Origin of the sequence: Sphingobium aromaticiconvertens, from assembly GCF_037154075.1 — a bacterium.
GTDB lineage: Bacteria > Pseudomonadota > Alphaproteobacteria > Sphingomonadales > Sphingomonadaceae > Sphingobium > Sphingobium aromaticiconvertens.
In genome coordinates, this window is sequence record NZ_JBANRJ010000001.1 from 4018676 (window position 1) to 4037228 (window position 18553).

Consider the following 18553-nt stretch of genomic DNA (forward strand, 5'->3'; position numbering starts at 1 on the left):
AATCGATCCAATCTAATCTCTGATCGCGCGACGGCGTTTTCTGCCCCAGCCCTGGGAGCTGGGCGGCAACGCCTCCGATGAGATCGACTCTACTTGCGCTGTGCGGACGGCGCCAACGCCCGCAACCCACTGATCAGCGTGTCGAGCCGCTGTTCGGCTTCGCCTTGATCAGCCTCGGGATAGGCCGTCGCGACGCGAGCGCCCCAACAGCCTAAATCGACCGTCGTGAGGCTGAATTCAAAGGGAACGCCTTCGCGGCTGCCGCGGAACCGTCCGCGCCAGACGGCATCCTTTGGCATGTCGGGAAGAACGACCGGCCTCTCGGACAGCGGCGTGCTTTCATCGAAATAGCTGCGCGCAAGCCACTTCATGATCGTATAATGCTCCTTCGCCGACATTTGCTCGATATGAACCAGCGAGATGCGGGCAACGATCGTCGAACCGTGCACTGGCGAACGATATTCGACGGAAACATACTGGCCGCTGGGATCATATCCCTGCTCGGCTACGCGGGTGAATCCGGCGAGCATATGGGGAAAGCGCGCACCGCTTCCCACATGCACCAAGGTCCCGTCGGAATCGAGGCGGAAGCCCGCCGGGGCGGTCGCTTCGGCGGCAGCGGGCGCCGACTGGGCGGCGGTGTGAATAGAAAGCCCAAGAAGAACACTCAGAACGAGCGGCGCAAGACGCCTGAGACGCGTCTTCCTTTTCATTCGGGAAGCTTCGCCATGATGATGGAGGCGATCGCCATCACCAGACCGGCCGTCAATCCATACAGGAAAATGACGTCGATCGACTGACGAATTCTGTCCAGGGCGTGCATGGAGATTCTCCCCTTTGTGGTGAGAAAAGTTTCGCGCAGCCGCGCTGTTGGGCATATTGGTAGTGTTACTGAGGCGGCCATCACCATGTGCCTGCTTATGCCATCGTTCCGATCGTCCGGCGGAACCGCGCGAGCGCGATCAGGAAAAACACTGCACCGATCACGGCGATGGCAAGGAACTGGGGCCAGACCACGTCGAAGCTCGCTCCCCGGTAGAGAATCGCCTGCGCCATTCTCACAAAATGGGTGGTGGGCGCGGCGAGCATCACCGTTTGCACGAACTCGGGCATGCTCTCGCGCGGGGTCATACCGCCGGACAACAGCTGGAGCGGCAGCAGCACGAGCATCAGCAACAGACCGAACTGCGGCATCGAGCGCGCGATCGTGCCCATGAAGATGCCGATCGACGTGGTGGCGAACAAATGCAGCGCCGCACCCGTCAGGAACAGCGGGATCGATCCCTCGATCGGCACCTTCAATATTCCTTCGACCACCACCAGCAGCGCGAAGGCGCAGGCGAGCAGGACGACCAGCCCCATCGCCCAGACCTTGCTCGCCATGATCTCGAACGGCGTGATCGGCATCACCAGCAGATGCTCGATCGTGCCATGCTCGCGCTCGCGGATCAGCGCGGCGCCGGTCAACACGATCGAGAGCATGGTGACGTTGTTGATGATCTCCATCACCGACCCGAACCAGCTTTGCGCGAGCGTCGGGTTGAAGCGGGCCCGCAGGGCGAGATCGGCGGGCGGCGCGGCCGTGGCCCGCGTTCCCTTCATGAACTCCGACACCTCGCCCTGGACGATCTGCTGGATATAGCCGCCGCCGGTGAACGCCTGGCTCATCCGCGTGGCGTCGATGTTGAGCTGGACGGTCGGCTGGCGGCCGGCGAGGACGTCGCGCTGGAAATCGGGCGGCAGGTCGAGCGCGAAGGTGTAGCGCCCGGCGTCCATGGCAGGATCGACCTCACCTAGGGAGATCAAAGCCGGCTGCGTGAAATGCGGCGGATAAAAGGCTCCGGTGATCCGGCTGGACAGCGGCGACTGATCCTCGTCGACAACCGCAATCGGCGCCTTGTTCAGTGTCTCGGGCATGGCGGAGGCCGCCACATAGATGCCGAGCGAGAAAGCGTAGACGATCAGGACCAGCATCATCGGATCGCGCCACAGGCTGCGCAGTTCTTTGACGCCCAGACGTCCGATATTGGCGATATGCCGCATCTCAGCCCTCCTGCTTTTTCAAAAGCGCGACGGACAGTGCGAGCAGCACCGGTACTGCCACGGCCAGCGCCAGAAGCGGCTGACCCAGATCGCCGAAGCCCAGCCCCTTGGAGAAGACGCCCCGACAGACGGTGACGAAATGGGTGGTCGGGAAGATGCGCCCGACGAACGCGCCGACGCCCTCCAGCGACGAGACCGGATTGATCAGCCCGGAAAACTGCACCGCCGGCAGGATGGTGCCGATCGCGGTGGCGAACAGCGCCGCGATCTGGCTGCGCATGAAGATCGAGAAGAGCAGCCCGATCGCGGTCGCGGACAGCGTGTATAGCAAGGCCGCCACCGTCATCGCCAGCACATTGCCGGTGATCGGCACGCGAAAGACGAGCAGCGCCAGCAGCACCAGCAGCACATAGTTGAGCATGGCGAGCGCGACATAGGGAAGCTGCTTGCCGAGCAGGAACTCGATCCGCGTGATCGGCGTGACATAGAAGTTGATGATCGAGCCCAGCTCCTTCTCGCGCACGACGCTGAGCGCCGTCAGCATCGCCGGGAACAACAGCAGCAGGACGGGGATGACCGCCGGCGCGATCGCGACCAGGCTCTTGACGTCGGGATTGTAGCGGTAGCGCGTCTCGATATTGATGAGGCCCACCGAGGGCCGAGCGCCAAGCTCTTGCACGGCCATCTCTCCCAGCCATTGCGCGTGCAGTGCCTGGATATATCCCTGCACGGTCTCCGCCCGCATCGGCATGGCGCCATCGATCCACACGCCGATCTGGACCGGATCGCCGCGGCGCAGGTCGCGCGCGAAACCCGGTGGAATCTCGATCGCAACGCTGAGCTCGCCATCGCGCATGCGCCGGTCGAGCTGCGCATAATCGGTGATCGGCGGGCGTTCGATGAAGTAGCGGGATCCCGCAAGATTCAGAGCATAATTCTGGCTGGTGGTCGTCCCGTCGCGATCGAGCACCGCGAACGGCAGGTTCTCGACATCCAGGCTGATGCCATAGCCCATGATGAACATGAGCAGCACGCTTCCCAGAAGGGCGAGCGTGGCGCGGATCGGATCGCGACGAAGCTCCAGCGCCTCGCGCCGGGAATAGCTCAGCATCCGTCGGCGGCTGAAGGTGCGGGAAAAGGACGAAGCAGGCTCAGCCTTTGTCTCGGTGGCCGGCGCCGCGGCCGCCACTCCCGCCTCCGCCCTTTCATCTCCGCCCGCCGCGTCCTCCAGATAGCTGATGAACGCATCCTCGAGGTTCGTGCTGCCGCGCTTCTCGACGATCGCCGCCGGCGTATCGCTGACCAGCACCTTGCCGGCATGCATCAGCGAAATCCGGTCGCAACGCTCGGCCTCGTTCATGAAATGGGTCGAGATGAAGATCGTCACCTTGTCGCCCCGCGACAGGTCGATCATCATCTGCCAGAACTGATCCCGCGCGATCGGATCGACGCCCGAGGTCGGCTCGTCGAGGATCAGCATTTCAGGCTTGTGGATCATCGCGACCGCGAGGCTGAGGCGCTGGCGCTGGCCGAGCGGGAGCGCGTCCGGCAGCGCGTCCATGATGTCGGTCAGGTCGAAGCGTCCGGCCATCTCCTCGACCCGGGCGGGAATCTCTTCCGCCGGCACATGGAAGAGCTGTGCATGCAGCTCGAGATTCTGCCGGACCGTCAGCTCGGAATAGAGCGAGAAGGCCTGGGACATGTAGCCCACGCGCCGACGCGTCGCCACGTCGTCATTCTCGACTTCGCGCCCGAACAGCCACGCTTGGCCCTCGCTCGCCTTGAGCAGGCCGGTCAGCATCTTCATCGTCGTCGACTTGCCGCAGCCGTTCGAACCCAGGAAGCCGAAGATTTCGCCGCGCTCGATGCGGAAATCGACATGATCGACCGCAGTGAAGTCGCCGAACCGCATGGTCAGCCCCTTGGCCTCGATGGCGATCTCGGTCTCGCTCCCGTCGCTGCGCGGAGGGATGGTCACGGGCTTGTGACCACGCCGGCGCTCTTCGGGCAGCAGGGCGATGAACGCCTGCTCCAGGCCGTCGGTGCCGGTGCGTTCATAGAAATCCACCGGAGTGCCGGTTGCGAGGATCTGCCCCGCATCCATCGCCACCAACCAATCGAACCGCGCAGCCTCCTCCATATAGGCGGTGGCGACCAGCACGCTCATCCCAGGCCGGTCGGCGCGGATGCGGTCGATCAGGTCCCAGAACTGCGCGCGCGACAGCGGGTCGACGCCCGTGGTCGGCTCGTCGAGCAGCAGGAAATCGGGGTCGTGGATGAGGGCGCAGCACAGCCCGAGCTTCTGCTTCATGCCACCGGAGAGCTTGCCGGCCGGACGTTTGCGGAACGGCGCAAGGCCGGTGCTCTCGGTGAGCTGGGCGATCCGCCGCTCGCGTTCCTGTGCATCCTGCCCGAACAGGCGCGCGAAAAATTCCAGATTCTCGTCGATGGACAAGGTCGGATAGAGATTCTTGCCCAGGCCCTGCGGCATATAGGCGATGCGCGGACAGACCGCTTCGCGGTGGCGCCGGTCCGCCATATCGCCGCTAAGAACCTCGACACTGCCCTCCTGGATCACGCGCGCGCCGGCGAGCAGCGAGAACAGGGTGGACTTGCCGACGCCGTCGGGGCCGATCAGCGCGACCATGCGTCCGGCCGGAATTTCCAGATCGATGCTGTCGAGCGCCCGCGTCCTGCCATAGTGCAGGCTGACGCCCGAAAGGCGTGCCGCCAATTCCGGCGAGGCGCCCTCCGACATGCCGGGCGCGGTCATCGCGACACGTTGACGGTCAGCTTCGCCGGCCATTCGGCATCGCGGCTGGTCCGCACATAGGCCATGCCGGGCAGCCCGGTCTTGACCTGGGTGATGTGGCGATCGAGCAGGGCGGGATCGATCCGCGCCTTCACCCGGAACATCAGCTTCTGCCGTTCGCTTGCCGTCTCGACGGTCTTGGGCGTGAACTGCGCGACATCGGCGACGAACGACACCTTGGCCGGGATCACATAGTCGGGCGCGGCATCGAGCACGATCCGCACGTCGCTCCCCAGGGCCACGCGTCCCGCCACGGTCTCGGGCAGGAAGAAGGTCATGTAGACGTCGCCGAGATTGACGAGGTTGAGTACCCGCCCGCCGCCGGCGACGACCTCGCCCGGCTGGGCCACGCGATACTGGACCCTTCCGGCCACCGGAGCGCGCAGGTCGCTGTCGCGGATATCGGCCTCGATCCGCTCGATCGTAGCGCGGGCCGCATCGACGTTCGAGCGCGCGCCGATCACCTGGCTGCGCGCGGTGCCGATGGCCGAATCGACCGCCGCCATCTGCGCGCGCGCCGCCTCGACGGCGGCCGTCGCGCCTTCGACCTGCGCCTGATCGTCGTCGCGCTCCTGCACGGCAGTGGCGCCCTCGCGCGCCAGCGTCTCCGAACGCGCCAGCCGCTTGCGCGCGGCGTTCAGCTCCGCCTCACGCTGCCGGACGGCGGCAAAGGCGGCCGCGCGCTCGCTCTGGCGCTGCGACACCTGGCTTTGCGCGATCAGGATGGCGTTGAGCGCCTGGGCGAGCTGCGCCTGTGCCTCGGAGCGCTGGGCGTTGAGGACATCGATGTCCATATGCGCGACAACCTGTCCCGCCTTCACGAAGTCGCCCTCGTCGGCGACGATGTCGCGTATCCGCCCAGGGGTTTTGGCGGAGATGTCGATCTCGATCGCCTCGATCCGGCCGTTGCCGCCAATGATGCCGTCTGGAAGGTCAGCGGGCTTGAGCAGCAGCCAGAGGATGATGGCCACGGCAACAATGGCCATGGCGATGCCGCCCCTGATGATCCACGTCTTCTGGGGCATCGTCATTGCACTGGATTCCTGGTTTCAGCCGTGTTGATGTCGAAGGCTGGATTCTGGATGAAGCCCCCGCCCAGAGCCGCATAGAGGGCGACGGCGCTCCCGAGATGGGCGCGGCGAAGCTGGACAAGCGTCTGCTCGGTGTCGAACAGGTCGCGCTGCGCGTCGAGGACTTCGAGATAGGCCGAGCGCCCGTTGTCGAAACGCAATTGGGCAAGGCGCGCGCGTTCCTGAAGCGCCGCGAGCATCGTGCGCGTCATTTCGATCTGGAGGCCGAGTTGCCGGCGCCGGACCAGGGCATCCGAAACATCGCGGAACGCGGCCTGCACCGTCCCTTCATAGTCCGCGACGGCAATCACCTGCCGGGCCTTCGCGACGTCGAGATTGCCCTTGAGGCGTCCGGCGTTGAACAGCGGCAGGCTGATGGTCGGCGTGAAGTTCCAGGAGAGGCTTCCATCCCTGAACAGACCGTCCAGCTCGCTGCTCGCCGTGCCGAAGGCGCCGGTCAGGCTGATATTGGGAAAGAAGGCGGCGCGCGCGGCGCCGATATTCGCATTGGCGGCGCGCAGGGAATATTCCGCCGCCACGATATCGGGCCGGTTGGCCAGAAGCTCCGACGGCAGGCCAGCGGGAAGCGCCATCTCCGGGGCCGATTCGGCAAGACCGAGCGGCCCGGGCGGGATGTCGACCGGACGCCCGACCAGCAGCGCCAGGGCGTTGCGATTGACGTCGCGATCCTGGTCGAGCGCCTGCAGCGCCGTCTGCGCCTGCGCCAGCAGGGTCTGTGCCTGGGTCATCTCGAGCTTCGAGCCCGATCCCACCTCATACCGCCGGCGTAGGATGCGCAACGACTCCTCGCGCGTCGTGATCGTCCGGCTCGCTAATTCCGCGCGCTCTTCATATTCGCGCTCGAGCAGATAGCCGTTGGCGACCTGGGCGATGAGGTCGGTCGCGATCGCGCGCCGCGCTTCCTCCGTCGCCAGATATTGCGCCCGCGCCGCCTCGTTGAGGTTGCGCAGCCGGCCCCAGAAGTCGATCTCCCAGCCGGCGCTCAGCTGGGCGTAGATCTGGTTGCCGGTGACCGCCTGGCCCGTCACCGACAGATCGGCGGGGGTTCGTCCCCGCGTTCCGGTCGCCACGGCATCGAGTTGGGGGTAGAGCGCCGATCCCTGGATCCGCCACGCCGCCCGCGCCTCCGCGACGCGCCCTGACGCGATCCGGATATCGCGGTTGTTCTCCAGCGCAGCAGCGATCAGCGTGCGAAGCTGCGCCTCGCGGAAGAAATCATACCAGCCGATCCGGGCGATGGACGGCGAGCCGGAGGCCGATGCGGCATAGGTTTGCGGAACGGGCTGCGGCGGACGGACATGCGCCGGCGCGAACGAGCAGCCGGCCAGAAGCATGGACGCAGCGAGACAGGCTGCGCTTATCGCTGGCCGTCGGTATCTGGCCCCTGTGATCTCTGGAACGGCCATATCGTCGCGCACTGCCCCCTGGTTCGGTCTTCAAATAGGCAGCTCCCGCCCGGGGGACCGGGCGGGAGCCGTTGTTCGCCGTGAGTTGCGACCCTCAGGCTGTCGCGGAAACTTTTGCAGGCGCCTTCGCCTTCTCGGGCTCGGCCACAGATATCTGCTTGGCCAGGGGCTGGAACCACGTCCGGAACGTATCGGACAGTTCCTGCTGGTTGGTCGTCTGCGAGAGCAGATCTTTCCAGCTACCCTGCCATTCGTCGACGGCCGCCTTGATCTTGCTCACCGAGGCCTCCCGGCTCTTTTCGACCTCGCCGAGCAGGCTCGTGACCGCGTCGCTTCTGAAGCTCGGGACAGTCCCCGGCTTCAGTTCCTTGAACTGATCGACGAAGAGGGTCGCCGCCTTGCTGCCGATCTGTGCATACTCCTCGCCACCGCTCCGGGCGATCTCGGCGAATTTGAGGACAAGCTCGCCATTGGCCTTGGCAAGGGCGGTAATCTGATCGAGGGGATAGCTCATGGGTCAGGTCCTTTCGAGAATCGAGGCGGGAGGAAAAACAGTTTCCGTTGCGATGCTGCGCTGCGATATGAGGGATTGTCCTTACGCACGATGGCAGACGAGGCTCAGCCATTGGCGATATATTGCCCTCCGTTGATGGTAAGCACCGAGCCCGTGCAGAAAGCCGCCTTTGGCGAGGCGAGATAGGAGACCGCTTGCGCGACCTCGTCGGGGTCGCCGAGACGGCCGACAGGGATGCCGGCGATGATCCCGGCGCGCACCTCCTCCTTGACGGCGGCGACCATGTCGGTGTCGACATAACCGGGACAGACCGCGTTGACGGTTATGCCGCGCGCGGCATTTTCCTGAGCCAGCGCCTTGGTGAAGCCGATCACGCCCGCCTTCGCCGCGGAATAGTTGACCTGCCCTATCTGGCCCTTCTGCCCATTGATCGACGAGATGTTGATGATCCGGCCGAAGCGCCGCTCGCGCATGCCCTCGATGATTGCGCGGGTCATGGTGAACATCGAGTCGAGGTTGTTCGCCAGCACGGACCGCCAATTGTCCCAGCTCATCTTGTGGAAGACCCCGTCGCGGGTGATGCCCGCATTGTTGATGAGGATGGACACCGGCCCAAGCCGTTCTTCGACCTGGGCCACGCCGTCCCGGCAGGCCGCCTCGTCCGCAACGTCCCATTTGAACACCGATATGCCGGTGTCCTGCTTGAACCGGGCGGCGGCGGCGTCATTGCCATGATAGACGGCCGCCACCTCATGGCCTTCGGCCTTCAGCGATCGGGCGATGGCCGCGCCGATCCCGCGCGTGCCACCGGTTACGAGTGCGATATCCGTCATGATCGTCCGGGTCCGTTCCTGTTTCAGATGCGCCGCGAGGTTTCCCCCACAGCTCCTCCCCGGACAATGCGTATGTATACTTAGCGGTTTTGTTATCGCCTCCTGGCGATACCGGATCAAGTCAAAACTCATGCAAGACCTGGATGATCGGGTTAGAGACGGTTTTATGACAAGAGCAACATCAACCGGACGTGCCAGGCGCCTGCCGCCGCGTGACCCCAAAGGGGGCCGGCCGACGCAGGAAATCGCGGCGCTACTGGGCGTTCATATTCTTGATGTGGCGCTCGAACAGTTCATCGCCCATGGCGTGGAAGGCGCCAGCATGGAGGGGATCGCGATCGCCGCCAGCGTCTCCAAGCGCACGCTCTATTCCCGGTTCGGGTCCAAAACGGCGCTGCTTGTCGCTGCCGTCGAGCATGGAATCGCGCATCATCTCAGGCCGATCGCATCGACCATTCCGGCCGGCTCGACGCGGGACAAGCTGCTCCATGTCGGCAGGAAAATCCTGGATGCATCGCTCAAGCGTGAGGTTATCGGCCTGGATTCCCTGATCAACTGGATCGCCGATCATGAATCGGAAGCCGGCCAGGCCAAGCCTTCGATGGGAGCCAAGGCGGGAATTGCGATCATCCAGTCAATTCTCGAGCAGGCCCATCGCAACGACGGCAGCGACAGCTCGGTCGACCTGTCGTTCCTGGCGGCGTTCCTCTTCGACGCGTTCGTCACAAGCCCGCGGCAGCGCATTCTCCTGCGGCATGAGCTGGAAAACACGTCTCGCGCCAAATCCGACTATCTTGAGCGCACCATGAATCTCATCGCGCGCGGAATGCCCTTCCTGGACGAAGACTGTTCCGGTTAACTCCATGTTCGATCCTGTTGGACATGGACTCCGACCGCAAATCTGGCACCATGGCGTCGCCCCGATGCATGAGCACGAGCAGGACGCCGTCAAAGATGGCCTGTGCTGACCGACGGCAACGGAGCGCTATGATCAACCAAAGGACAGGTCACTGCTCATAGTCCTCACCAAGGTAGAGTCTGCGCACATCGGGATTGTGAAGCACCGCGTCGGGCGTCCCCTCGAACAGCACCCTTCCCTCATGGATGACATAGGCCCGGTCGACCAGTTCGAGCATCTCGTGGACATTATGGTCGGTTATGAGAACGCCGACGTCATGCTGCTTGAGGTCGCGCACCATCAGCTTGATATCGACGATCGACAGGGGGTCGATGCCGGTAAAGGGCTCGTCCAGCAACATGATGGCCGGCTTCGCGGCCATCGCACGAGCAATCTCGGTGCGGCGGCGTTCTCCGCCTGACAAAGCCGGAGCCGGCGTATCGCGGACATGGGCGATGCTGAATTCGGCGAGCAGCTCATCGAGGCGCGCCGCGATCACCGCGGGATCATCCGTGCGGCACTCGAGCACCGCGGTGATGTTTTCCGCGACCGTCATGCCCCGAAAGACCGATGGCTCCTGCGGAAGATAGCCCAGACCCCGTGCCGCGCGCCTGTCCATCGGAAGCGCCGTGACATCCGCTCCGCCAAGCAGGATCCTGCCGGCATCGACGCTCGTCAAGCCGATGATCGCATAGAAGGAGATCGTCTTTCCGGCGCCGTTGGGACCAAGCAGCCCCACGATCTCGCCCGGTTTGACGTTGAGCGAAACGCCGTGGAGGACCTTTCGGGCACCGAATGATTTTTCGATCCCCACAATCGAGAGCCCTTCGGCCGCACCGGCGGAACTCTGCAATTCGCCTAGTCGACCGGTCACCGGACCGCCATCCGTATGAACAGACGTGCCGCTATCCACGGCTCTCCGGTTCCCCTGCGAGAGTGGGTTTTCCAGAAAGCTCGCGATGAGCATGGGCACGCGACACCTTATCGGTTGCGTTCGGACCGGAGCGGCGTCGACGGAAGATCGATCGCCGCCCCAAGCCTCTTCGCTCAGGAGACGGCTTCAAGAGCCAGGGCAACGCCCTGCCCGCCCCCGATGCAAAGCGTGACAAGCCCGCGCCTGAGCCCGTCGCGCCGCATCGACTCGAGCAGCCGCGTCGTCAGCACCGCGCCCGTCGCGCCGATCGGATGGCCATGGGCGATCGCCCCGCCTTCGACATTGACGATGTCCTCCGGCAGCCCGAGTTCCCGTACGACGGCGATGGCGATCGCGGCAAAGGCTTCGTTGATCTCGACCCGTTCGAGATCCGACACCGACCAGCCCGCACGGGTGAGCGCCTGGCGCACGGCCGGGACCGGCCCCAGCCCGAACAGTCCGGGCTCCACCGCACCCACGCCGAAAGCGACCAGCCGACCGACCGGAGCTACGCCGTGCTGGCTGGCCCAGTCCTCGCTCGCCACGATCATCGCCGCCGCGCCGGTATTGAGGCCGGGCGCATTGCCTGCCGTGATTGTTCCTTCCGGACGAAAGGCCGGCTTGAGGTGGGCGAGGCTTTCGAGCGTCGCATCCGGTCGGTTCTGCTCGTCCCGCGAAAAGCTGGTCGGCCCCTTTCGTCCCGGAATTTCGACCGCCACGATCTCGCTGTCGAACTTGCCGGCCGCCTGGGCCGTACTGAACCGCTGTTGCGAGCGCACTGCCCAACTGTCCTGGGCGTCGCGCGAGATCTGAAATTTCGTGACGAGGTCCTCGGTCACCCAGCCCGAATGCTGATCGACGAACGCGTCGTTGAGACCGTCATGGAGCATGCTGTCGAAAAGCTTGCCGTCGCCCATGCGATAACCCCAGCGGCCCTTCTCGATAAGGTAGGGCGCCTGGTCCATATTCTCCATCCCGCCCGCGACAGCGGCATTCGTCAGGCCCAGCATGATCTCCTGCGCGGCAGTGGCGATCGCCTGGGCTCCGGAGCCGCAGACCCGGTTGACGGTCATCGCCGGCACAGTGTCAGGGATTCCGCCACCGATCGCCGCCTGCCGCGCCGGGTTCATCTTCGCTCCGGCCTGCACCACCTGGCCCATGACGACCGTATCGATCGCGTCGCCGGTTACGCCGGCGCGCTTGAGCGTCTCGGCAATGGCGATACTGCCGAGTCTCGGCGCGGCCATGTCCTTGAGGCTGCCGCCATAGCTTCCGATCGCGGTTCGCACGGGTGCGCAAAGAACAACATTCTTGGTCATGATCTTCTCCTTCCATTCGGCCGCTTCAGGCCATGTATTTGCCGCCGTTGATCGAAAGCGTGGCGCCGGTGACAAAGCCGGCTTCGTCCTCGACAAGGAAGAGGACGCCGCGCGCGATCTCATCGGGCGTGCCGAGACGGCCCACGGGAACGGCGCCAAGAACAGCCTTCATCGCCTCCGCCGATACCGCGGCGACCATGGCGGTGTCGGTATAGCCCGGCGCTATCGCATTGACCGTGACGTTGCGCGCCGCGCCCTCGAGCGCGAGCGCCTTGGTGAAGCCGATCACGCCCGCCTTGGCGGCGGCATAGTTGGTCTGGCCGAACTGCCCCGACAGCGCGTTGACCGAACTCACATTGACGATCCGGCCGAAGCGCCGCTCACGCATGCCCTCGATCACCGCGCGGCACATGTTGAAGCAGCCGCCGAGGTCGACGTCGATCACGCTGCGCCATTGCTCCTCGCTCATCTTGTGGAGCGTGCCGTCGCGGGTGATGCCGGCATTGTTGACGAGGATGTCGACCGGCCCGACCTCCGCCACGACCTTGGCGACGCTCGCCTGGCTCGCGGCAAAATCGCCCACGTTCCAGCCATAGACCGGAATGCCCGTCTCGTCGTGAAACGCCTGGGCTTCGGCCTCGTTGCCGAAATAATTGGCGACGACGGTGTAGCCATGCGCCTTGAGGAGTCGTGCGGTCGCGGCGCCGATACCGCTCACGCCGCCGGTGATAAGCGCTATACGGGACATGAGAAATTCCTTGCTGCTGGTGCTGATGAAAAGGGAGTGGGCGACGCGGTCACTGCGCGAGATAGCCGCCATCGACGGGATAGTAGCCGCCGGTCATGAACGAGGCGCGATCGGACAGCAGAAAGGCGACAAGCGCCGCCACCTCCTCGGGCCGGCCGAGCCGGCCAATGGGATGCTGATCGATCAGCGCGGGCGACGGTTCGCCCTGCGCCCGGATCAGCGGCGTATCGATGACCGCTGGCCCCACCGCGTTGATGCGAATGCCCTTGCGGGCATAGTCGACGGCTGCGGTCCGGGTCATGCCGACCACGGCGTGCTTGGCAGCCGCGTAAGCGATGGTGCCGGGCAGGCCGAGCATGCCGCAGATCGAACTCATGTTGACGATCGCACCGCCGCCCGAAACCAGCATCGCCGGGATCTGATAGCGCATGCCGTAGAACACGCCGTCCATGTCGACGCTGAGCACGCGCCGCCATTCGGCAAGATCATATTCACCGGCCGGAGCGGAGGCGCCGCCGACGCCGGCATTGTTCACGGCAAGATCGAGCCGGCCGAAGGTCTTCACCGCGAAAGCCACCATCGCCTCGACATCCGCGGCATTCGCCACGTCCGTCCGAAGCGGAAAGGCCCTGCCGTCATCGATCTGGGCAGCGAGAGCGTGTACACGGTCGATATCGAGATCGGCGAGCACGAGCCGGGCGCCGGAGGCGGCCAACTCACGGGAGATGGCCTCGCCCAGCCCGCTGGCGGCTCCAGTCACGATCGCGACCTTGTCATTGAAGTCGAACATCCGGTTCTCCAGAGCGCACGAAAGCCGCCGCCCAAAACGGGCGTCGCCAAGCCGATCCGGCACCTCTCCCTGGCGTTTTGGATTCCCGATCACCACGGGATATGCGGTTCATGTGCATCGCCGGAGCACCACCCCGCCATCGGGAACTATACTTATGCGTTTCGTATCGACGCTAATTCGTTCCTCTTTCCATCCGGGAAAGCGTGAGGAATGGACGACGGCTGGAGCGGCAGGATCGTCACAAATCGGATGGCGGAGGACATATTCTGTGTCGGGCCAGGCGCAAATATACTGATGGCCGGGGTTGCGCCTTATCTCTCCCCTGCAGTACCGTTCTGTGAAATTGGCGACTCTCGGAAAGACATGCGTGGTGGTAAGATGAGAGTAGCCGCTTGATAACGATGGTATAATCGGAGGCGGTTTCAGGGGAGGATGCTGAGTCAGGCTACGTCATCGCGTAGTGCGTGTTCCTCGCTGTCAGGCGATGGAAGGGCATGTCCGATTGGAGATGAGGAACATGGACACATCCGCCGCCACTTCGCCACCAGACCCGTTGGAAGACGTTGCAGAGACATTCATTCGCGCCGCGGTTACCCGGCTCGCCTCGGCTTTTCCGCCCGCAATGCTCCTCCAGGTCTTCTCCGACCGGACATTTCACCTCGCCCTCCCGCCGGGCAAGCGACCGCGGCGCAACGCCAGGATCGCGCGCGAACATACGCGGCTGTTCGATTATCCGGTCCGTGGTGCAGGCGACAGCGGTTGGCACCTGCGCGCATGACGATCCGTCCGCACTTCTGGTTCATGGCTGGCGCATCGATTCTCCTCGCGCCGACGGCCCATGCCGCCTCGCCGGTCGAGATCCTGATCGGCGACGCCGGCCAGCGCGACCAGGACGGCGCCATTCTGGTCGATCTGCGATTGCTCAACGGGGACCGCGATCCGCAAACGGTATCCTTGCCCGACCGAATCGAGGCACGGATCGGGGCTGCCGGATCTGTCCGGACCGTATGGCTCGAACGCGCCGCGAATGTCCCGGCCAGCCTGACCGTGCCGCCTGGCGGGTTCATGCGCGCTCGCTATTGCTTTCGCGCGCCTTCCGACCTGACGCTGGATGGCGCGACGCTTTCCATTCCGGCGTGGCGTTCGCAGCAGATCACTGTTGCTTTGCGGTCGGCGACGCAAGTGGCGCAAGCCATATCCGCACCGCAGGCGCCTTCCGAGCCGGAGCGGGAAGCGGCGCCGCCGCCCGCCGACCGTTCGGCTGGCAATGCCTTTCTCGTCAATCTCTCGGCCTATGAGCCGATCTACGCCGTCTACGGGCCTGGCACCAACAGTGAGGCAAGGATCCAGATCAGCTTCAAATACCAGCTGTTCGGATCGAGACGGGCTGATGGGCTGCCGGGGTCCTGGCGTGATGGGCTTCACTTCGCCTATAGCCAGCGTATGTTCTGGGACCTGGGCGGGAACTCCTCGCCGTTCCGCAATGTCGATTATCAGCCCGAACTCTTCTATCTGACCCCTTCCGCCACTTTGTCGAACGGCATCTCGGTGAGCGCGCAGGGCGGTATCCGGCATGAATCGAACGGGCGCGACGGCGCGGCGTCGCGCAGCATCAACAGCGTCTATGTCGCGCCGATGGCGGCGATCCCGCTCGGCGGAGACTATCGCCTCTCGGTCGCACCACGTCTGGCGCTTTTCGTCGGCGACAAGTCGGACAATCCCGATATCCGCCGATACCGCGGCATCACGGGGCTATTCGTGGAGATCGGGGAGGATGAAGGACTGCGCCTCTCCACCTCCACCCGGTTCAACTTTTCGAGCGGCAAGGGCGCGCTCAGTGCCGATCTCTCCTATCCGCTGCCTCGTCTGCTGGGGGGTGGTCCGGACCTTTATCTGTTCGGACAGAGTTTCGTTGGCTATGGCGAGAACCTGCTCGACTATGATCGGCGCATGACGCGGTTCAGAATAGGCGTCGCGCTCGTGCGATAACGGAGATCGAGACCGGGATCGAGACGGCGATTCCGGACGAAACCTGCATCCCCCCACTCGACGACACTCTTCATAGGCCAAGCAGACAATAGCTGGCATATGAGTGCGGGTCCGGCAAGGGTCGGACCGGCGGGCCGCGTCGACTCTGCCGATCTGCGGCATTGAGTAGGAATGGAGAAAATCGGTCGTACCTCGCGTCGCTTCGGGGTCGGCCTCGCTGGACTTTGGCTGGGCTGGACCTTGGCCGCCTCCCCTTCTTGCCGCTGACCCCGTACCTGAACCGGCCATCTTCACGCGATTCCATCCTGGAATAAGAGAAATATATTGTTTGAAATTATATCGTGTGCAATTGAATGATCCGCGCCCGCCGAGTCGGATACGCGGGAACGGATCGTGGCGGCTCGTGAGCGATAATCACGGGACGTGGCTGCGATCGAACGAGAAGGAGACCATTCCATCCCCGGAGTTGCCCAGCTTATGTGCCGCGGAGAACATCCTTCCCGACTGTGAAACGATCCTGATCGGCAATATTAGCGACGCCTGCGAACGCTTGACACGATCGAACGTGAAATACTGCTTCGTCATAGGCGTGGCCACCCTGTCTGGCACACGCACGGCTCGAGGATATCGAGGACGACGGTTCCGAGGACAATGGAACGCGGCATGTGCACAACATTTCAACTGGAGGACTAGCATGAACACACTTTATACGACGAAAGTCAAAGCCGTGGGCGGCCGTGCGGGCACGGTTCGCAGCGATGACGGACTGCTCGAACTTTCCCTGGCCCTGCCGACGGGGCTGGGAGGCAAGGGCGGAGCCACCAATCCGGAGCAGCTGTTCGCGGCCGGCTATGCCGCCTGTTTCGAGAATGCGGCCATTCACGTCGCGCGGAGCAAGAAGCTCGCTATTGCCGATGATGATCTTGAAGTGGTCGCCACGGTCAGCCTTCTGCCCAACGGCAGCGGCGGTTTCAAATTGGCCGCCGCTCTCGACGTTTCGATCGCGGGCCTGGAGCAGGCCGCCGCCGAAGAGCTGATCGCAGCCGCGCATGCCGTCTGCCCTTACTCGAACGCAGTCCGGGGTAATGTGGACGTTGCGATAAGCGTGAGCACGCGCTGATGGCGAAGCGGGAAGCGGACGCCGACGAGATCTCGGCGGAAACGGTAATGAAGGAGGACGATCCCCTGCGACTGGACCGTCAGGTCTGCTTCCCGCTTTATGCCGCATCGAACCTTTTGACCCGGCTTTATTGTCCGGTTCTGTCAAAGATCGGTCTCACCTATCCTCAGTATCTTGTCATGCTGGTGCTCTGGGAGTCTGAGCCCCGCACCGTCGGCGAGCTTGGCGCTACGCTGCATCTGGACAGCGGAACGCTCACGCCGCTCCTGAAACGGATGGAGGCTGCCGGACTTCTCACGCGTCGACGGGATCTCGCCGACGAGCGCCGCGTAATCGTTGCGCTGACCGAGGCCGGGCGCCGCCTGCGGGTGCCGGCGAGCAGCGTGCCCGCAACTCTGGGCGAAGGCCTTGACCTTTCTCCAGAGGCGATCGTCTCGTTGCGGGATGCGGTGCAGAATTTGGTGGCGGTGCTTACGAAACGACCGCGGCACAAAGGAACATAAGCCATGTTGACCGTCCATCATCTCGGTATATCTCAATCGGAGCGGCGGATTGTGGCGCGGGCTGCCCGCCGGACCGCTCAGCCTTGCCTCAACCCGCCGCGTTCCGCATCAGCTTGCCACTTGAGGCATTGATCAGTGCTATCTTGCTGTCTTCGTTTCAGCACAGCTGGCCTCCTCCAGTGCCCTCCACTTTGCGTAGTTGCTTTCATCCTGGGCCTGCAGATAGGCTGCGGCCGCCAACCCGGCCTGTAGGCACCGATCCGCCGCGCTGGCCCCTTCCGTGTTTATCTCATATTGGGTCACCGCCGCCGCGGCCGCCCTTCTGTTGGTGTCATTGCTGCGTGGATCCACCATCTTGTTACAGCTTGCGAGGCCGAGTGTGACCAGGACCAGCACGATCTTTTGCGACGTCACGATCACTTGCGCTGATCGCGCGTTTGCTTTTGGAGCCAGCGACCGCCCGCCTCCTATGTCGACAGCGGTCAATGGGACAGCATTGTGCATCTTACGGGATCCAGCAACAGATCGGCGGTCACGCCACCAAACGCCCATTCCCGGAGCCGGCCGTGTCCATATGCTCCGGCGACAACGACATCGGCGTGCTGAGCGCGAGCGACCGCCGCAAGGGCAGCCACATCATCGCCGGTCGACGGCGCCACCAGCGTCTCCGCCAGAATACCGTGTCTTTTGAGCCATGCGGCCACATCGGTCAGCCGCCGACCGGCCGCAGCTTCGTCCTCCTCCCTAGCGACCTCGACAACAGTCACATGGCCGGCCATTTCCAGTAGCGGCAATGCATCAAGTGCGGCACGCCGGGCTTCACGGCTGTCCTTCCAGGCCACCAGCACCTGCTCCGGTCGCAGCCCCTTAGCGTGCGTAGGAACGACAATTACCGGTCGCCCGGTCTGCATCACCAGATCGCCGATATTTGCGCGTCGTGTATCGGGAAGCAGCGAGCCGCCACGATCCGGTGCGGTCAGGATGACATCGACGCCGCGTGCCTCGCGTGCGAAATAGTCCGCAAGCGGCGTGGCCATCTCCACGCAGCGCCATTCAATATCCGCGACTCGACCGTCCAGCAGAGTTCGAAACTCTGCCTGGGCCTCCTTGGCTTCGCTTTCAATTTCGACACGATCCAGTTCGATCGCTTCACCGGAAACATAAGCGCCAGCAAATGCCGTCGCCATCAACGGCTGGCACGCGGCAATTCCGATGACGCCAGCCTGCGATCGTTCGGCCAGGTCGGCAGCAACATTGAGCAGCGCGGCATTGGACCGACCGAGCTCCAGATGCACCATCAAAGTTGCGTAACTCACTGGCGGGCCTCCTACGATGTGTCACGTTGCCGGGACGAATTCCCAAGGTATCGACAGAAGATATCCGTAGGCTATGCGACATTGCTTCCCTATCGGGTCATCTACTTACAGGCGCGACGATGAGCGCTCTCGTCGCGTGGATCGCTCAGTAGGTTTGGCACCTGGACGGGCCTTACGGTCCCGCTCGACGCCACCGGAAACAGGCTCTCGCGCCGCGGCGGAAATCGAGACGACCTCGAATGTTGCGTGTCCATTCGG

Annotated in this window: 18 protein-coding genes; 5 read left to right on the top strand and 13 right to left on the bottom strand. The window is 64.0% G+C overall.

Annotated elements, in window-relative coordinates; genetic code table 11:
- Positions 1-89: 89 nt before the first annotated feature.
- The 7 genes from WFR25_RS19265 to phbB (WFR25_RS19295) form a co-directional block, all read right to left on the bottom strand.
- The gene (locus tag WFR25_RS19265; RefSeq protein WP_272799574.1) at positions 90-713 is read right to left on the bottom strand and encodes a hypothetical protein; all 624 of its coding nucleotides are present in this window, start codon (positions 711-713) and stop codon (positions 90-92) included.
- A gap of 205 nt (positions 714-918) precedes the next feature.
- The gene (locus WFR25_RS19270; RefSeq protein ID WP_092959730.1) at positions 919-2043 is read right to left on the bottom strand and encodes an ABC transporter permease; all 1125 of its coding nucleotides are present in this window, start codon (positions 2041-2043) and stop codon (positions 919-921) included.
- A gap of 1 nt (position 2044) precedes the next feature.
- Positions 2045-4801 (bottom strand): ribosome-associated ATPase/putative transporter RbbA, encoded by a 2757-nt coding sequence (gene rbbA, locus WFR25_RS19275; protein ID WP_175485393.1) that lies wholly within the window; start codon positions 4799-4801, stop codon positions 2045-2047.
- An 11-nt stretch (positions 4802-4812) separates the two neighbouring features.
- Positions 4813-5886 (bottom strand): HlyD family secretion protein, encoded by a 1074-nt coding sequence (locus WFR25_RS19280; RefSeq protein ID WP_048576326.1) that lies wholly within the window; start codon positions 5884-5886, stop codon positions 4813-4815.
- Entirely contained in the window at positions 5883-7280 is a 1398-nt protein-coding gene (locus tag WFR25_RS19285; protein ID WP_092959732.1) for an efflux transporter outer membrane subunit, read from the bottom strand. Before WFR25_RS19285 ends, WFR25_RS19280 begins: the two co-directional genes overlap by 4 nt.
- 166 nt (positions 7281-7446) lie before the next feature.
- The gene (locus tag WFR25_RS19290; RefSeq protein WP_092959735.1) at positions 7447-7866 is read right to left on the bottom strand and encodes a hypothetical protein; all 420 of its coding nucleotides are present in this window, start codon (positions 7864-7866) and stop codon (positions 7447-7449) included.
- Between the two features lie 104 nt (positions 7867-7970).
- Positions 7971-8699, bottom strand: a complete 729-nt coding sequence (phbB, locus tag WFR25_RS19295; RefSeq protein WP_048576323.1) for an acetoacetyl-CoA reductase — start codon at positions 8697-8699, stop codon at positions 7971-7973.
- On the opposite strand from phbB (WFR25_RS19295), the gene WFR25_RS19300 reads away from it, so the two are divergent.
- A complete protein-coding gene (locus WFR25_RS19300) occupies positions 8698-9558 on the top strand; it encodes a TetR/AcrR family transcriptional regulator (RefSeq protein ID WP_336972965.1) in 861 nt (286 codons plus the stop codon). The two genes, phbB (WFR25_RS19295) and WFR25_RS19300, sit on opposite strands and share 2 nt — an antisense overlap.
- Positions 9559-9706: 148 nt before the next feature.
- Here the strand turns inward: WFR25_RS19300 and lptB are convergent, their stop codons facing one another.
- The 4 genes from lptB to WFR25_RS19320 form a co-directional block, all read right to left on the bottom strand.
- The gene (lptB, locus tag WFR25_RS19305) at positions 9707-10471 is read right to left on the bottom strand and encodes an LPS export ABC transporter ATP-binding protein (RefSeq protein WP_048576357.1); all 765 of its coding nucleotides are present in this window, start codon (positions 10469-10471) and stop codon (positions 9707-9709) included.
- Positions 10472-10644: 173 nt separating this feature from the next.
- Complete coding sequence (locus WFR25_RS19310; RefSeq protein WP_048576321.1) at positions 10645-11829, bottom strand: acetyl-CoA C-acyltransferase; 1185 nt, start codon at positions 11827-11829, stop codon at positions 10645-10647.
- A 25-nt stretch (positions 11830-11854) separates the two neighbouring features.
- Complete coding sequence (phbB, locus tag WFR25_RS19315; RefSeq protein ID WP_043153860.1) at positions 11855-12577, bottom strand: acetoacetyl-CoA reductase; 723 nt, start codon at positions 12575-12577, stop codon at positions 11855-11857.
- Positions 12578-12626: 49 nt separating this feature from the next.
- Complete coding sequence (locus WFR25_RS19320; protein WP_048576320.1) at positions 12627-13367, bottom strand: SDR family NAD(P)-dependent oxidoreductase; 741 nt, start codon at positions 13365-13367, stop codon at positions 12627-12629.
- Between the two features lie 517 nt (positions 13368-13884).
- Between WFR25_RS19320 and WFR25_RS19325 the strand changes: the two genes are divergently transcribed.
- From WFR25_RS19325 to WFR25_RS19340, 4 genes are all read left to right on the top strand, one after another.
- The gene (locus WFR25_RS19325; RefSeq protein WP_048576319.1) at positions 13885-14145 is read left to right on the top strand and encodes a hypothetical protein; all 261 of its coding nucleotides are present in this window, start codon (positions 13885-13887) and stop codon (positions 14143-14145) included.
- Positions 14142-15356 carry a phospholipase A gene (locus WFR25_RS19330; protein WP_043153833.1) on the top strand — a complete coding sequence of 405 codons (1215 nt, stop codon included), beginning with the start codon at positions 14142-14144 and terminating at the stop codon, positions 15354-15356. The genes WFR25_RS19325 and WFR25_RS19330 overlap by 4 nt, the downstream gene beginning before the upstream one ends.
- 694 nt (positions 15357-16050) lie before the next feature.
- Complete coding sequence (locus tag WFR25_RS19335) at positions 16051-16476, top strand: organic hydroperoxide resistance protein (protein WP_048576315.1); 426 nt, start codon at positions 16051-16053, stop codon at positions 16474-16476.
- Positions 16476-16979, top strand: a complete 504-nt coding sequence (locus WFR25_RS19340; RefSeq protein WP_272481270.1) for a MarR family winged helix-turn-helix transcriptional regulator — start codon at positions 16476-16478, stop codon at positions 16977-16979. Before WFR25_RS19335 ends, WFR25_RS19340 begins: the two co-directional genes overlap by 1 nt.
- Positions 16980-17117: 138 nt before the next feature.
- Here WFR25_RS19340 and WFR25_RS19345 read toward each other — a convergent pair whose 3' ends face one another.
- Together WFR25_RS19345 and WFR25_RS19350 are read right to left on the bottom strand one after the other, a co-directional pair.
- Entirely contained in the window at positions 17118-17483 is a 366-nt protein-coding gene (locus WFR25_RS19345; RefSeq protein WP_152542853.1) for a hypothetical protein, read from the bottom strand.
- Positions 17462-18277 carry a universal stress protein gene (locus WFR25_RS19350; protein ID WP_272800169.1) on the bottom strand — a complete coding sequence of 272 codons (816 nt, stop codon included), beginning with the start codon at positions 18275-18277 and terminating at the stop codon, positions 17462-17464. Before WFR25_RS19350 ends, WFR25_RS19345 begins: the two co-directional genes overlap by 22 nt.
- Positions 18278-18553 lie beyond the last annotated feature (276 nt).